Source organism: Prevotella sp. P4-67 (assembly GCF_002251325.1).
Lineage (GTDB): Bacteria > Bacteroidota > Bacteroidia > Bacteroidales > Bacteroidaceae > Prevotella.
In genome coordinates this window covers 13,351-30,490 of sequence record NZ_NPJL01000082.1, presented here as the reverse complement: position 1 = coordinate 30,490, position 17,140 = coordinate 13,351, and the positions used below count along the sequence as shown (strand labels likewise).

Here is a 17,140-nt window from a genome sequence, read left to right as displayed (position 1 = left end):
GAGTATATTCTTTTTTTCGTGGTAAAGTTAGTAAATATTTATGAATCAAGCATATACAAAGCTATTTTTCTAATGGCGGTCATTAGAAAATGACAAGAAACTTTTTCTAATGACCGATTTGGGTTTAAGGCAGAAGGAAAGCGCAAATACCACCGTGAAAGCCGCATGTCAAAGGCGGAAATCATGATTATAATGATTCTCTTTCATTCATCAGGGTATCGCTGCCTGAAGCATTTCTATCTCGAAAAGGTATGCAAACACATGCGCCATCTGTTTCCTGAGGTGGTATCATACAATCGTTTCGTTGAACTGGAACGGGAGATTGCCATCCCATTGATAGTGTTCATCAAGAAGGTCTTGCTTGGCAAGTGTACAGGTATCAGTTTTGTCGACAGCACACCTCTGCGAGTATGCAAGAATCAGAGAATCCATATTCACAAGACCTTCAAGGGTATCGCACAAAGAGGCAAATGCTCCATGGGTTGGTTCTTTGGATTCAAACTTCACTTGATATGCAACGAGAAAGGTGAATTGCTCAACTTTATGATAACCCCTGGGGATGTTGACGACCGAAAACCTCTTGAATATAAAGTTTTTGTCGAATTCATTTATGGAAAGCTCGTTGGTGATAAAGGATATATTGGAAAGCGTCTGTTTGAAAGACTTTTTGTGGATGGCATTCAGCTTATCACGAAACTCAAGAGCAACATGAAGGGAGCTTTGATGTCCGTTTCCGACAAGTTGCTGCTCAGGAAGAGGGCGATCATTGAGACTGTGAATGATGAACTGAAGAACATTGCCCAAGTTGAGCATTCACGACATAGAAGCTTTGACAATTTTGTAGTCAATCTTCTGGGAGGTATAGCTGCATACTGTTACTTCCCAAAGAAACCAACCATACGAGTACAGACCGTGGACATTTCAAATGACAGGCAACTTACTTTATTCTAAAGTATATTCGTCGAACTCACGTTAATTAATATAGGCGCAACATATAATCAATATAGACGCGCTTATAAACGGAATAAACAGAATTTCGAATTCTTGGCATTGTATCAATAGACTGCCTTAACCAACAAGGAAACTGAGAACAACTGAAATGAGAGCAATAAAGCGAATAGTGCTTACACTGTCTATGACCTTATTGTGCTGCCCGCAAGTCTTTACAGACAGCATCATGGACCGTATGCGCACCCGCGACTTCTCCCCCATCGACTATATGGGATATGTGCTCACCATGTGGTACAATGGTTTCTTCAACTATCCCTTCGTGGTGCGTGTCAGCATCTTCATGATTCTCATCTGCTGTATATCGATGGTCGTCTTTACCATTTCTATCAGTGTCAACAAGCATTTCGAGGGCCGACGCAACCGCATCTACAACCGCTACTACAAGCGTTTCTACGACATCTTCTGCGAGATAACACTCAATAAGGACAAACTCACCCGCAACGAGATCGACGAGCGCATAGGCCTCACCACCCGCGACATAGCCCGCCGCAAGAAGCCCAAGTACATGTTTGCGCTGTGCATGCTGCTGGTGCAGGTCAAGTCAGACTACTACAACGAGTACAACTACCGCAACGTGCGCACCCTCTGCAACGCCCTCGCCATCGAAGAGTTCATGGAGCGTATGCTCGTGTTCGGCTCGCGCACCAACAGGCGTCGCGCGCTGCAAATCTCCCAGTTCATGATGATTGACCTGCCCGAGTCGGTGCTGGTGCGCCTGCTCAACTCCGTCAACAAGGTCATCCGTAAGGAGACACGTATGTACTATCTGTGGCTGAGCGACTACAATCCCTTCAGATTCTTCATGGAGAGCGAGCTGCACAACTATGATTGGCGCGAATGGGACGCTCTGGAGATACACTTCCTGATGAGAGCACGCCATATAGCCAACAAGGAGATGCCCTCGCTGCCCCCTATCATCGCCGAGTGTGAGAACGAGAAGCTGCAAGCCTGTCTGATCAGAGAGGTGGGCTACTGGGGCACAGCCGAGGATGTGGACAACATGAAGAAATACCTGGCCCACAAGAGTCAGGTGGTACGCCAGGCTACCATAGAGTGTATCATCAAGGCCCATCTGGTATCAGCAGAGCCGCTGCTCATGGCTGCCTACGCCCATCAGAACGAGCATCTGCGCCTGTTTATCCTCCGCGCCCTGGTGTCATTCAACACGGGCCGCGCCATCCCCTTCTTCCTGAAAGCATGGAGCGAGTCCAAGGTCCAGTCGACCAAGCTCAACATCATCATGTCGCTCAGCCTGTATGGCGAGAAGGGCATGGAAGAGTTTGAACGCCTGGAGAGAGAGTGTACCGACAAGGACGACAGTATCCTCTTCAAGCAGGTTAGAGTGTTTGACAGTTATATCAAGAATTTGGCACGATGAAAGAGATTATATTATACACCTACGGATATCTCGTCTTCTTCTACTCGATGGCGCTGATGTTCAGCTACGTGATGCTGGTGATCCTGTCGTTCAGAGAGACACGCCGCTCGCGCCACTCCCTGAGCGACATCTACGTGAAGAAGATATTCGACAACTCGCCCTATACCCCCGGTGTGTCTATCGTGGCTCCCGCCTACAACGAGGAGAACACCATCGTGGACAACGTGAAGTCGCTGCTCTCGCAAGACTGGCCCAAGTTTGAAGTCATCATCGTCAACGACGGTAGCAAGGACCGCACGCTGGAGAAGATGATTGAGGAGTTTGACCTCGTCGAAGTGCCCTATCTCTACAAGCAGCGCATCATCGCCAAACCGTTCAAGCGTATGTTTATCTCCAACCGCAAGGAGTATGAGAAGCTGCGCGTGGTGGACAAGGAGAACGGTAGTACCAAGGCAGACCCCGTGAACGCCGGTCTGAACGTAGCCAACTATCCCTACTTCATCAATACCGACGTAGACTGTATCCTCTCCAAGAACGCTATCCGTATGTGCGTGCGCCCTATGGTGGAAGAAAGGAACGTGATAGCCGTATCGGGCGTGATGAACATCTCCAATGCCTGCAAGGTGGTCAACGGCGAGCTCATCAAGTACAGCATACCCTGGTCGCCCATCCCTCTGTTCCAGACACTGGAGTATCTGCGCTCGTTCATGATAGGCAAGATGGGCTGGAGCCACATCAACGCCATGCCTAACGTATCGGGAGGTTACGGTATGTTTGACACCGAGATAGCCATCAACGCCGGCGGATACTCTGCCGACTCGCTGGCAGAGGATATGGACATGCTTACCCGCATGATAGGCTACTGCTGCGACTTCGACAAGCCCTACCGCGTGATACAGATACCGCAGACCTGCTGCTGGACGGAAGGTCCGTCCAACCTGCGCATGCTGTACCGCCAGCGTGTGAGATGGGGACACGGCCTGATACAGACATTTGCCAAGTATTACCGCATGATGTTCAAGAAGAAATACCGTCAGCTGGGTCTCATCACGATGCCCTACCTCTTCATCTTCGAATTCATCGCCCCCGTCATCGAGCTGATAGGTTTCTGCACGTTCCTCTACCTCGCCTTCACGGGCGGCGTCAACTGGGGCACAGCCTGGATTATCTTCCTGATGATGTATATCTTCTGCTTCCAGCTCTCGTTTGTCGTTATCTATTACGACTATCTGCAGACCCGCATGCGCGGCTGGAGCTATCTGCGACTCGTGCTCGCTGCCCTGCTCGAGCCCTTCTTCTACCACCCCTTCATCATGCTCTTCTCGCTGCGCGGCTACCTCAAGTTTATCATGGGTAAGCGTATCGTATGGGGCGAGATGCAGCGCAAGGGTTTCAACAATCCCAACAGCGGCAACGCTCAGGGCCAGGCCGACAACAGTCCCGGCCCCGACATCACTATAGCCACCCAAACCACCGAATAAAGAACCAAAACCAAAGTCATGATGATGAAAATACATAAACCACAGATATGCGGCATGGCGCTGACCCTGATGATGGCAGCCTCGGCACTCACGTTCACCCCTGCACAGGTGCAGGCACAGTCGATAGTGAAGACCAAGGACATCCATCTGCCCGACTACTACGACACCACGGTGCGCGCCGCCTTCAAGCGCGGCAACTGGGAGGGCGGCAAGCGTCTGCTCGACGAAGGCCTGAAGCGCTACCCCGACGTGTCGACGCTCAACGAGCTCGCCGGCCGCTACTACTACCACAAGAAGTCCTACGACGACGCCCGCTTCTATCTGGTGCGCGCCCTGCGCGACAACAACGCCAATGTCGAGGCCAAGCAGCTCATCATCAATGTCGAGGAAGAGACACGCAACTACTCGAGCGCCATCTGCTACGTCAACGAGCTGCTCGAGATACATCCCTACTGGAAAGGACTCTGGCGCCGCAAAATCAACCTCTACCGCAAGCAGAAGAACGATGTGGAGGCCGACCGTCTGCTGGAGCGCCTCTGCCATATCTACCCCAACGACGCACAGCTGAAGAAAGACCTGAACTATCGCCTCGAACAGCGCGCCATCGCCGACCGCAAGGCGGGCGACAAGAACGGCGCCATAGAGTCGCTGCAGCAGCTGGTCAACAACGACCCCAAGAAGGAAGAGCACTATCTGATGCTCTGCAACCTGCTCCTGCAGCAGGGTCGCCGCAGCGAAGCCATCGACGTGGCCGACCGCGGCGTGAGCAATCTGCCCGGCAGCTACCGCCTCATCATCAAAAAGGCTGGCATCCTGGCCGAAGACAACCGCTATGGCGAGGCGATGGCGTTTGTGGAACGCTGCATGAAGCACAACCACAGCGGCCAGCTCAACAGCTTCTACGGACAGCTCCAGGCCGACGCCGCCCGCGCTGCCGCCAAGGGCGACCCCTATATCCTCTATGGCAAGGTCTATGAGCGCACCAAGAGCCAGGAGTCGCTCGACTATCTGCTCAATACCGCCATCACCCGCGGCTACTACGACGACGCCCTCACCTATATCGCCGCCGAGCGCAAGCGCAAGGGCGACACCGAAGACCTGCTCTACAAGGCATACATCGTAAACCGCCGTATGGGCAACGCCCAGGCTGCATCGAGTCTGCTCAGCCGCCTCTACCAGCGCAACCCCGCCAACAAGGACGTGGCTGACGAGCTGGCGCGCGAGCGCCTCACCCGTGCCATGGAGATGATGAACAATGGCGATTACGGAGAAGCCCTCCCCCTGCTCGAGTTTGCCGCAGAGCACTCTACCGACAAGGAAGTGCGCGAGGCTGCCTTCAACCGCATGGTGACCTGCAACGTAGAGTTGCGCCGCTATACTGCCGCCGAGCGTGCGCTCGCTGACTATCAGGCACAGTTCCCCGATGCGCCCAACACCATACTCAAGCACGCCGACATCCTCAGCCGCAGCGGACGCACCGAGGCTGCACTCGAACTGATTGCCAAGAAATGTGAGGAGGAAGACGACGCCCTCACCCGCGCCCAGTATGTCAACGCTTACGAAGAAGCTGCCGTGCCCCACATCAAGCGCCTCATCAGGCTGGGCGCCTATGGCAAAGCCTATACGCAGAGCCTGCGCCTGCTCGAGATATGCCCCCTCTCTGAAGACGGTCTGCAATATGCTGTCAACACCTCTGCCCAGCTCAAGCGCTGGAAGGAGCACCGCCGCTGGGTGGCTCTGGGCCGCGAGCGCTATCCCAATGACAACTTCTATGTGGTCAAGCAGGCTGCGCTCTACACCACCGACCGCAAGTACTCCAACTCTCAGGACATCCTGCTGCCCAAGGTGGCAGAGTATATGGGCGACTCGCTGCTGATACGCGCCAACAGTACCAACAGCAGCGACTGGGCCATGGCGCTCCTGGACCGTCACCAGAACGACTCGGCTATGGCCGTCATCAACAAGGCGATAGAGTATGACAGCGAAAACCGTCTGCTGCTCTACACCAAGGGTCTCATCTTTGAGGCTAAGCATGAGTATGACTCTGCTTATGTCTACCAGAAATACTACCGTCCGGGCTACGGCGAGGAGGCTTCGTTCCGGCGCCATCTCGACGGACTCGTGGCACGCGGCTACCGCAATGGACTCAACTTTGAATACCTGCAAGGACGCTATGGAGAAGAAGATGTAATCACGGCTGTGGCTTCGATAGAGTATACACGCAAGCTGGACGATACCGACGCCGTCGGCGTGCGCTTCAACTACGCCGGCCGCGAGGGTGCCGCCAAGGACACCAAGAGCGACGACCAGCAGCCCGGAGGTACGGGCATCCAGCTGGTGGGCGAATGGACACACCAGTTTGACGACCTGTGGTCGGGAACGGCTACGGTGGGCTTGGCCAACAAGTACTTCCCCCAACTCATGGCTAACGCCCGTCTCACCCGCAACTTCACCCATGACTGGGAAGGCGAGGTGCATGCCGGTTTCCGCCGCATCAACTCCTACGAGAAACGGTTCAGATGGCAGGCTACAGGCGAGGACTCGCCGGCATGGGTCTTCGACCACTGGGACGACACCCACAATCTGCTGCTCAACCTGGGCATCGGCGCCAGCAAGACCATCGACCTCTTCTGGCTCAACGGTCGTCTGGACCTCTACAACATGAAGAGTAAGATGTATGCCAACCTGATACTGCAGGGCAAGTACTTCATGCTCAACGACGGCAAGTCGTGCATACAGGCACTGGCGAGCATCGGCTCGGCGCCCGAAGCGTCGATGATAGACAACGCGATGCCTGGTACCTTCAGCCGACTCAACACCCAGGTGGGCCTGGGCGGTCAGTACCGCATACACCGCAATGTCACACTGGGCGTGCTGGGCACCTGGCTCACCTACTACACCCAGACCAACACCCGCACGGGCACCGAAGAGAGCCCCATCGACGGCGTCAATACAAGATACAAAAACCTGTTCAACATAGATGTACAAGTTCTCATCAGCTTCTAAGACAATGGCCACAGCAGTGTGCGCGCTGATGCTCGCCCTGCCTGTCACCCTGCTGGCTGCATGCTCGGGCACAGAGCTCAAGCCCTTCAGCCAGTACAGCGAGTATGCCGTCAAGGCTGCCGACGACGGCGACCCTGGCGACGCCAAATGGGCTGCCTATCTGAAGAGTCACTTCCAGAAACGGGCTACCGACCGCGACTGCATCATCGCCGGAAAAGCGCAGGACGACAGTCAGCTGCAGCTGGTGGTCGACCTCGACGGCAGCATGGACAGCGACTACGAGGTGGCTGTGGCACCGCACGAGATAAGACTCAAGGCGCGCTCTACCGAAGCGATGCTCTGGCTGCAATACCAGTTCATGAGCTCGGCGTCGGCTGATGACGGCCGCTTCCTCTCTGCCGACCTGCCTCCCGCAGTGGTCGACTGCAGGAGCGACGCCAAAGGCAGCTTCGCCTTCGAGCATCGCAGCATCTACACCCCTACCAATACCAATGCCGACATGATGCCCATACTGGGTGTGGGCAATGTAGACTTCGACTGGGGACTGTGGGGACACAATCTGCGCAAGGTATTTACCGACGGTATACCTGCCGAAGCGACGGCTATGGTCAATGGCAAGCGCGACGCGGGGCAGTTCTGTTTCTCGTCGGAGGCTCTCTACCATGCCTATGAGCAGTTTGTGATAGACCAGTATGGCGACGGCAGCGACGGGGTGACCACCCGCTTTGCCGTGGTGCCCAACGACAATCGGCTGGAGTGCCAATGCGCCGCATGCAAGGCAAAAGGAAACACACCGCAGTCGGCTACGCCGGCAGTGACAGCACTCATCGAGCGGCTGGCGCGCCGTTTCCCGCACCAGATGTTCTTCACCTCGGCCTACTCGACCACCCGCACGGCTCCCACACACCGTCTGCCCGACAACGTGGGCGTGATGGTGAGCGCCATCGACATGCCTATGGCGCCGGAAGCATCACAGGCCAAGGGCCACGAGGGTCTCGAGGCGCAGATCAAGGCTTGGCAGAAATGCTGCGGCAGAGTCTATGTGTGGGACTACATGCGCAACTTCGACGACTACCTCACCCCCTACCCCTGTCTACACCACATGCAGAGCAGACTGCGCTTCTACCGCGACTTGGGTATCAAGGGCGTGTTCCTCAACGGCAGCGGATATGACTATGCGCCGTTCGACGATGTGCAGACCTATGTGCTGGCACAGCTGCTTATCAATCCCGATGTCGACATCGAGGCTTGCGCCAGCCGCTACTTCGCCTCGGCTTATCCCAAGACGGGTCAGCTGCTCGGCGACTACTATCGCAAGATAGAAGAGCAGGCACTGCACCACACTCTACCCTTCTACGGCGGCATCGACGAGGCGCTCGGCACTTGGCTCAACGCCCAGCAGTTTGGCGAGTTCTTCTCCACGATGGACCGGGCTTCCAAGCAAGCCGACGAGGCTGAACGCAGCAAGCTCAACCGTCTGCTTACGGCGCTTGCCTTTACCCGCCTGGAGATTATGCGCAGTCAGCAGCAGGCACCAAGCCGTCAGCAGATAGAGGCGATGACCTCGCTGCTGTCACACCATACCGCCTTCAAGGACATGGCCAACTACCGTGAGAGCGACGGCGACCTCGACGGTTACCTCAAGCAGTGGAAGGAGAGCTATCCTTGGCTCGATACCGCCGGCAATCTGCTCCACGGCGCCAACATCGATGCCGAGCCCAAAGCCGACACCCATCTCCTCACCGACGGCAAGCAGGGATTTGCCACCGACTATCATCTGGGTTGGCTGATCACATCGGCACCAGTACAGCGGTTCTCGGTATCATCGGGTCTGCCATCAGCAGCCGTCTTCCATGTAACGCTACTTCACGCACCACAATGGCACATCTTCGCGCCGTCATCGATAGAGGTCGTGCAGGGCGGAGTGGTGAAAGGCAAGGCCATCATAACCTCCCCGACCGACAGCCGCCGCGTCAGGGTGAGCATCAGCGCTACGGGCTTGCAGCCTGGAGTCAAGACCGAGGTCATCATCACGCAGACCGCTGCAGCGGAAGGGCGCAAGACGATGGCTCTCGACGAAATAGAAATAACCAACAGACAATGATGCATATACATTATTATATATATAAGGCGTCACGAGTACTCCTGCCTCTGGTCATAATAGGCATGACGGCAGTGATGGAGACCGCATGCACAAAGCGCGTGCGGCCCACCTACATCACCGTGTCCGACTCCATACGCCACTACTATCCCGTGGTGTCTGGCGAGGTGCTCGACCTCACCTACGTGGTACGCAACGAGGGCGACGACCCGTTCCTGATTGACGATATCCAGCCCTCGTGTGGCTGCATCGACGCTCCCAAGGACATCGACGCCATTCCGCCTCATGATTCCATCACCCTCAAGTTCTCCTTCGACACCACCAAGAACATCGGCTACGTCCGCCATAGCATCAGGCTCTTTGGCAACGTGCTCCCCCGCGGCATGGCTGTACTCACCTTTGATGTCAACGTGGTACCGCCTTCCTTTGACCAACCCGACTACGAGGAAGTTCATTCGCAGCGCCGTGCCAACAATGTCGAGGAACTTGTAGATGGCAAATCCTCGGAGAAAGGATATTATACCGCTCCCGACGCCTCGCGCGACAGCCGTCAGCACGTGAGGTATCCGTGGCGCGACTGACCCCAACAAGAGAATAATCATCAAAAATATAACAAACAAACATTTACAAACATTTCAAATCATTACAATTATGAAGAAAGTATTATTCATGATTTTCGCCGCAATGACCGTGATGGCATGCAGCGATGACTCCACTCCAGGAGTAGAGCCTGGAGGCGGCAGCCAGGCTAAGACTGAGCCAGCTACCGAAGTGTACATCCAGGGCAGCAAGGTGGCTGCCACCCGCGTAGCTGAGGTCCCGACCAACCGAGCATACTTCTTTATCCGCGTAGACAACCGTATCCCCGGCATCGGTAACTTCGACTCCAAAGAGTACTTCCCCCAGACCGAGACAGGTAAGAGCGTCATGGTCGCTGCCAACGAGGGTACCGTCGACGTGTACTACCCCAGCTGGAATAACAGCAGCATGAACCCCTGGTATGTCTTCGACACCAAGGGCGTGGCTACGCTGAAGGCCATTGACAAGATGCCCACTGTAGAGGACCTCATCAAAGCCGACAAGAGCAAGGGCAAGATCAACTTCAAAGGCGTTGACCTCAAGAAGCTCCACGTGCTGTGGTATATTGTCAAGTACCAGAACGTAGACTACCTGTGGCATGTCGACGGAGTGCTCACCGACAAGGACGTCAAGGACGTGACCGACATACCCAGTATCGGTGAGGACATCAAGAATGAGAACAAGGACCTCGAGGACAAGAGAGACGAGAGCACCGTGCTCCCTACGGGCAACGGCAATGTGGAGGTAGACATACACCAGCAGGCCCACAAGGACTGGAGTGAAATCAAGACCTCTATCCATGTCCGCGACGAAGCCGCCAAGAAGGTTATCGTCGAGATCCCTCTCGCCAAGGAGAACGTGGCTGAGCAGGACGACTTCGCCATCCGCACCTGGGACCTGAAGATTGACGCCAAAGTCTATATCAATGGCAACGAGTACGAGTTTGGCACCACAAATCCTGTGAAGGTAACCATTGAGCATCAGGCTACCAAGGTGGTCATTACTGCAGACTGCACAGCCGCTACAGAGTACATCCAGATGCTGCGCAAGGAGTATGGCGACGGCGTGACCGTTGAGGTTCACACCTACGGCAAGGGACTCACCGATGCCCAGCTATGGGAGAAACTCAAGAAGGCCACCGTGCGCGTCGAGCCCAGCGGCTACAAGTTCTTGAAGTACAACGGCGCCACCAGCGCCTACTTCACCAAGTAAGTGGCTGGCGTCTATACCATCCGAGACGCGATCAAAGACAAACAAATAACTGCCGTTGGCGCCTGCCAGTGTGAGCAGGCAGACGCCGACGACATCTTGATAACCATTACTAACTATTCAAAAACAACTTAGTATGAAAAAAGTATTGTTTATGGCTATCGCTGCAATCGCCATGATTTCCTGCAGCGACGACTCCACTTCCGGACAGGGGACAGGAGGCCAGGGCGGTCAGTCCAAGACCGAACCGGCTACCCAAGTGTACATCCAGGGCAACAAGACCGCTGCCACCCGTGCTGCGGCTGCCAAGGTGAACAAGAAGGGTGCCTATTTCTTCATCCGTTTAGACAACCGCATCGCCGGCGCCGAGGACTGCAAGTCGGGCGACTATTTCCCCCAGGACGTATTCGGCAACACTGTCTGGTTGCCATACAACAAGGGATATATAGACGCCGACTACGCCTACTATTCCAGAAATGACGACTACGACAAATACGTCTACGACAGCAAGGGAAAGGCCACCCTCGACGCTATAGTCGAACAACCGCAGCTCAAGAGCATCATCAAGGCCAACCTGAACCCCAAACTGAAGCTCAAGGACATAGATATCGAAGACCTCTACGTCATCTGGTACATGGTGAAGAAGCAGAAAGATAGCTGGCACGTGGACGGTGTGCTGACCAAGAAGACCAACAAGGACCTCTCGGCTATCCCCGGCGTGGGCGGCGACATCAAGGAGGAGAACAAGGACCTCACCGACAAGAAGGATGACAACACCGTGCCCGCCACCGGCGACGGCAACGTGGAGGTAGACATCCACCAGCAAGCCCACAAGGACTGGAGCGAAATCAAGACCTCTATCCATGTGCGCGACGAGGCTGCCAAGAAGGTTGTCGTCGAGATCCCTCTCGCCAAGGAGAACGTGGCAGAGCAGGACGACTTCGCCATCCGCACCTGGGATCTGAAGATTGACACCAAGGTCTATATCAAGGGTACCGAGTATGAGTTTGGCACTACTAATCCTGTACAGGTCATCGTAGAGCATCAGTCCGACAAGGTAGTCATCACCGCCGATTGCACCGCCGCCACAGAGTACATTCAGGCGCTACGCAAGGAGTATGGCGACGGCGTGACCATCGAGGTCCACACCTACGGCAAGGGTCTCACCGACGCCCAGGTATGGGAGAAGGTCAAGAAGTCGACCGTGCGCGTCGAACCCGCCGGCTACAAGCATCTCAAGTACAACGGCGCCACCAGCGCCTACTTCGGCAAGTAGACCCACGGCTGATACAAGCAGCTCTACGGCTCAGACTATCAGCCCTATACCTTATATAATAAGTAGGGCGCTGCCATCCCTGATGGATGACAGCGCCCTCTCTCTATCCGCAATGCCCACATCCGGCATTGCGGATATTGTTTTGATACCGGCTGCGGGCGTCAGGTGTGCAGTTCGTGCCCCAGCCTGCGCCGGCAGAGCCATATCTCTACCGAGTTGATGATGTTCTGCCACAGGATATAACAGCCGGGACCTATCGACGACAGCGGGTTGAGGTAGGTATAGGCTATCCAGATGGCAAAGGCGGTGTTCTTCTGGCCCAGCGCCTGCCCCGACTCAGTGGTGGCACCGAAGTAGTGACCTATAAATCTGCCCACGGCAAACTGGATGACACAGAGGACAAGCCCCAGCAGCGCGATGATGAGCAGGAAGGTCAGCGAGGTGTCAGCGTGTGCGATGTTCTTGGCCGTGGTGCCCGAGACGATGAGCAGCGAGCCACCCCACATGTAGTACGACAGGTCGTTGATGCTCACCACCCACCGGTGCAGCCGCTTCATGCCATGCTTCACGATATACGCCAACAACATGGGCAGCACCAGCACCATGCACACCTCGTGCAGGATGGTCAGAAAGGCGGTGAGAAAACTCACATTGGCAGCCTTGTCGATCAGCGGGAAACATACCGGGATGAGCAGCGCCGTGATGAAGTTGGAGATGAAGGTATAGGTGGTCATCTGCTCCAGTTTGCCGCCCAACTTGGCCGTCACCACCGGCGCGGCAGCAGCCACGGGGGCTATGATGCAGGTGATGATGGCCTCGACGATGATCAGACTGTTGTCTTTGAGCCTGTATTCCACCACCAGCAGCGTGAGCAGCGCCACAAAGAGCACCTGAACCACGCCCACCCACAACATCCACCTCACGGGTATCAGTCGGCGGAAGTCTACCTTGCAGAAGGTGACAAAGAGTATCAAGAACATAAACAGAGGTAGGATGCGGTCGCAGATGGGACCACACACACGCGCCGCGCCGTCGAGGGCTGGCACCAGGGCAAAGACCAGATATATCGCGATGCCCGAGGCGATGGACACAGGCAGTGTCCAGTTGCGCAGAAACTGTAACAGCGTTTTCATACCATCATTCTTTATCGTTTACTATCATCTATCGCTGACAAAAGTACACTTTTTCGCGCTAACAGATGCAGCCACACCACTTTTTCTGTCATTCCGACGCCCGTCAGACGCTTTTTTCCCTGTGACAGAGCAGAAAGAGCGGCTTTTCCTTTTACCACTACCCGTTTTTTTGTATATTTGTAGCATAATACCAATAAACTATAGATATGCGAAACCTTATCATCTCTTTACTCTTAAGTCTCTGTGCCTCCACGGCATGGGGAGCCAAGGCGTCGTGGATAACGGCTGCCGATGACAGTGTCAACCGCCCCAATACATGGATAGCCTTCCAGAAGGATGTGGTGATGAAGACCAAACCGCGGAGCCTCAAGGCACGCATAGCCTGCGACTCCAAGTACTGGCTGTGGGTCAACGGCAACCTCGTGGTCTTCGAAGGCTCGCTCAAGCGTGGTCCCGCTCCCGGCGAGGGCTACTACGACGAGATCGACCTGAGCCGCCACCTCCAGCGAGGTCACAACCGCGTGGCTGTCCTCGTATGTTATTTCGGCCGCTCGGGCTTTTCCCATGAGGACAGCGGCAAGTCAGGCCTCTACATCGACTCCGACAATGCCGAGCTGTGTACCAACGCCAGCTGGATGAGCCGCATCCATCCCGCCTATGACACAGCCACAGGCGAGATGCCCAACTTCCGACTCTCCGAGAGCAACATCAGCTACGACGCACGCCATGCCATCGACGGATGGCAGACTGCCGACGTCTCTGCCAAGTACGGCTTCACGCCCTCGGTCGAGATTGGAGCCTGGGGCGACCGCCCATGGGGCAAGATGACACGCCGTCCGATACCCATGTTCAAGGACTTCGGCGTCAAGGCTGCCCGCTTCGAGCTCCACGAGGGTGCCCGTCGCGACACCGTCATCGCCTTCCTCCCCGGCAACCTGCAGGTAACCCCCGTGATAGACCTCACCGCCACCCAGGGTGGCGACACCATAGACATCTGGACCAACCACTCCCACATGGCTGGCGCCTGGAATGTCAGGGCACAGTATGTGACACGTCAGGGACAGCAGCAGTACGAGTCGCTGGGCTGGATGAACGGCGAGAAGATTATCCTCTATCTCCCCAAGGGCATCAAGGTCAACGGCGTAAACTATCGCCAGACGGGTTATGATACCAAGGTGGTGGGTACTTTCCACTCTGACAACAATTTCTATAACCGTTTCTGGCAGAAAGCACTCAATACGCTCTATGTCAATATGCGCGACACCTATTTTGACTGTCCCGAGCGCGAGCGCGCACAGTGGTGGGGCGACGAGGTGATACTTACCAGCCAGGCTTTCTACACGCTGTCGCTCTCGTCGATAGACCTGATGCGCAAGGGCATGCTCGAGCTGGCTGCCTGGCAGACCGATGAGGGAATACTCCACGCCCCTGTGCCAGGTACCTATAAGAGCGAGCTGCCCGGACAGATGTTGGCAGCCGTAGGACTCTATGGTTTCTGGAATTACTATATGAATACGGGCGATTCTGCCACCATCCGCAAGGTCTATCCTGCCGTGCGCCGATACCTTGAGCGTTTCCCACTCGACTCCACCGGGCTTACAGCAGCCTACAAGGCCACTTGGCTGTGGGGCGACTGGGGCGACAACCGCGACATCAGGCTCATCTTCGCCGGCTGGCACTACATGGCTCTCGACGCGATGGCACGTATGGCCGACATAATGGGCCTCGACGCCGACGCAGCCCAGTATCGCGCCACTATGGAGCAGATCAAGAAGGGTTACAACCACTGTTGGAACGGCTACAGCTACCGCCATCCCCAGTATATGGGCGCTACCGATGACCGCGTACAGGCTCTTGCCGTCATCTCGGGCATCGCCGACGAGTCCAAGTATGGCGAGATATTCAATGTACTCAAGACGCAGGAATACGCCAGCCCCTATATGGAACGCTATGTCATGGAGGCCCTCTTCCAGATGGGCCAGGGCGACTACGCCATGCGCCGCCTGAAGAAGCGCATCGCCCCCATGGTCAACGACAAGGACTACCCCACGCTGTGGGAGTTCTGGGATGCCCGCAAGAGGGGCTTCCGCGGCGGCTCGTCCAACCACGCCTGGAGCGGTGGCGGTCTCATCGTGATAGCCCAGAAGCTCATGGGCGCCGAGACCATCGACCCCTGCTGGCGACGCTTCAAGATAGACCCGCAGTATGTCACCTTCGGCGAGGCGAGCCTCTCCTTCCCCACCCTGAGCGGCACCGTCTCTACCGCTTTCAAGCGCGACAAAACCCAGCTCACCATGTCGGTGGGCGTGCCTGCCAAGACCGAGGCGCTGGTCTACATTCCCTCGACCGCCACTGACCGCATCACCATCGACGGCCGCGCTCTGCGCACCGACCGCATCGTGACCGACGCCCAGTGGGCCAAGGCGGGCAAGACTGCCGTCTGGCTGCGTGCCGGCAACCACGAGATACGCGTAGCCAAGTAACCCGCTGATACCAGCCGGCATCACCGCCGGCATAGATACGACAAGGCCGAAGCCCGAGACCCACTGTGTCTCCTGCTTCGGCCTTTTCATTTCTATGCTTGTCGTGTTGACTACATGATTTTGGGCACCTGGGCGAGATACTGCTGCAGTTCCTCGTCAGAGAGCGAGTAGTTCATCAGGTCGCCGTTGAGATAGCTGTCGTACGAGGGCATGTCGATGAGTCCGTGACCACTCAGGTTGAAGAGTATGGTCTTCTGCTCGCCGGCCTCGCGACACTTGAGGGCTTCGCGCACGGTGGCGGCAATGGCATGACAGCTCTCGGGCGCGGGCACGATGCCCTCGGTGCGCGAGAAGAGTATGCCCGCCTGGAAACTCTCCAGCTGCGGGATGTCTACACCATGCATATAGCCGTCCTTGATGAGCTGCGACACGATCATTCCGGCTCCATGGTAGCGCAGACCGCCCGCATGGATGTTGGCGGGCTTGAAGTCGTGACCCAGGGTGAACATGGGCAGCAGCGGAGTATATCCCGCCTCGTCGCCGAAGTCGTATTCAAACTTGCCCCTGGTCAGCTTGGGACAGCTCGATGGCTCGGCGGCGATAAACTCGGTCTTCTTGCCGTCGAGGATGGTATGGCGCATGAAGGGGAAAGCCAGTCCGCCGAAGTTGCTGCCTCCTCCGAAGCAGGCTATCACCATGTCGGGATATTCCTCGGCCATCTCCATCTGCTTTTCTGCCTCAAGTCCTATCACTGTCTGGTGCAGTGAGACGTGGTTGAGTACCGAACCGAGCGTGTACTTGCATCCCGGAGTCTGCATGGCCAGCTCTACAGCCTCGGAGATGGCAGAGCCAAGCGAACCGGGATTGAGTGGGTCGCGGGTGATGATGTCCTTGCCGGCGCGGGTAGACATCGATGGCGAGCCCTCGACCGTGGCTCCGAAGGTGCGCATCAGTATCGAGCGGTAGGGCTTCTGCTTCATGGTAATCTTGACCTGGTAGACAGCAGCCTCGAGACCAAATATCTTGGCGGCATAGGACAATGCGGCGCCCCACTGGCCCGCTCCGGTCTCGGTGGTGACGTTGGTTACGCCCTCTCGCTTGCAATAATAGCACTGTGCGAGTGCCGAATTGATTTTGTGTGAGCCCAGTGGCGATGCACTTTCATTCTTGAAATAGATGTGGGCAGGCGTGTCGAGCGCCTTTTCCAGGGCATACGCGCGCACCAGAGGTGTCGAACGATAGTAGGCATAGAGGTCTCTCACCTCGTCGGGGATGTCTATCCATGCGTGCTCGGTATCGAGCTCCTGGCGCGAGCACTCTTCGCTGAATATATGAGCCAGGTCTTCAGGACCTATAGGCTGGTGGGTCTGTGGGTTGAGCGGCGGCAGCGGCTTGGTGGGCATGTCGGCCTGGATGTTGTACCATTGCCGGGGAATCTGGTCTTCCTCGAGCAGAAATCTCTTTTGTTTTTTCATGTCTTGTC

At 56.0% G+C, this 17,140-nt stretch carries 10 protein-coding genes and 1 pseudogene; 9 read left to right on the top strand and 2 right to left on the bottom strand.

Annotation, left to right across the window (positions count from 1 at the left end; genetic code table 11):
• Positions 1–126: 126 nt before the first annotated feature.
• From CIK92_RS13200 to CIK92_RS13165, 8 genes and pseudogenes are all read left to right on the top strand, one after another.
• A pseudogene (locus CIK92_RS13200) lies at positions 127–951 on the top strand (IS982 family transposase); the annotation flags it as partial.
• A 148-nt stretch (positions 952–1,099) separates the two neighbouring features.
• A complete protein-coding gene (locus CIK92_RS13195) occupies positions 1,100–2,389 on the top strand; it encodes a HEAT repeat domain-containing protein (protein ID WP_144289468.1) in 1,290 nt (429 codons plus the stop codon).
• Positions 2,386–3,870, top strand: a complete 1,485-nt coding sequence (locus CIK92_RS13190) for a glycosyltransferase (protein WP_094389382.1) — start codon at positions 2,386–2,388, stop codon at positions 3,868–3,870. The genes CIK92_RS13195 and CIK92_RS13190 overlap by 4 nt, the downstream gene beginning before the upstream one ends.
• Before the next feature lie 18 nt (positions 3,871–3,888).
• On the top strand, positions 3,889–6,876 hold the full coding sequence (locus CIK92_RS13185) for a tetratricopeptide repeat protein (RefSeq protein WP_094389381.1): 2,988 nt from the start codon (positions 3,889–3,891) through the stop codon (positions 6,874–6,876).
• 4 nt (positions 6,877–6,880) lie between these two features.
• On the top strand, positions 6,881–8,980 hold the full coding sequence (locus tag CIK92_RS13180) for a DUF4838 domain-containing protein (RefSeq protein ID WP_158214808.1): 2,100 nt from the start codon (positions 6,881–6,883) through the stop codon (positions 8,978–8,980).
• Positions 8,977–9,558: a DUF1573 domain-containing protein gene (locus tag CIK92_RS13175; RefSeq protein WP_254046106.1), complete on the top strand. Its 582-nt coding sequence runs from the start codon at positions 8,977–8,979 to the stop codon at positions 9,556–9,558. The genes CIK92_RS13180 and CIK92_RS13175 overlap by 4 nt, the downstream gene beginning before the upstream one ends.
• Before the next feature lie 70 nt (positions 9,559–9,628).
• The gene (locus CIK92_RS13170) at positions 9,629–10,768 is read left to right on the top strand and encodes a hypothetical protein (RefSeq protein WP_144289466.1); all 1,140 of its coding nucleotides are present in this window, start codon (positions 9,629–9,631) and stop codon (positions 10,766–10,768) included.
• A gap of 133 nt (positions 10,769–10,901) precedes the next feature.
• Positions 10,902–12,041: a hypothetical protein gene (locus CIK92_RS13165; RefSeq protein WP_144008374.1), complete on the top strand. Its 1,140-nt coding sequence runs from the start codon at positions 10,902–10,904 to the stop codon at positions 12,039–12,041.
• Positions 12,042–12,202: 161 nt separating this feature from the next.
• Here CIK92_RS13165 and CIK92_RS13160 read toward each other — a convergent pair whose 3' ends face one another.
• Complete coding sequence (locus CIK92_RS13160; protein WP_094389377.1) at positions 12,203–13,174, bottom strand: transporter; 972 nt, start codon at positions 13,172–13,174, stop codon at positions 12,203–12,205.
• Positions 13,175–13,380: 206 nt separating this feature from the next.
• Here CIK92_RS13160 and CIK92_RS13155 point away from each other — a divergent pair, with 206 nt between their 5' ends.
• Positions 13,381–15,657, top strand: a complete 2,277-nt coding sequence (locus CIK92_RS13155; RefSeq protein WP_094389376.1) for an alpha-L-rhamnosidase C-terminal domain-containing protein — start codon at positions 13,381–13,383, stop codon at positions 15,655–15,657.
• Between the two features lie 110 nt (positions 15,658–15,767).
• Here CIK92_RS13155 and CIK92_RS13150 read toward each other — a convergent pair whose 3' ends face one another.
• Complete coding sequence (locus CIK92_RS13150; RefSeq protein WP_094387090.1) at positions 15,768–17,132, bottom strand: TrpB-like pyridoxal phosphate-dependent enzyme; 1,365 nt, start codon at positions 17,130–17,132, stop codon at positions 15,768–15,770.
• Positions 17,133–17,140: the final 8 nt, after the last annotated feature.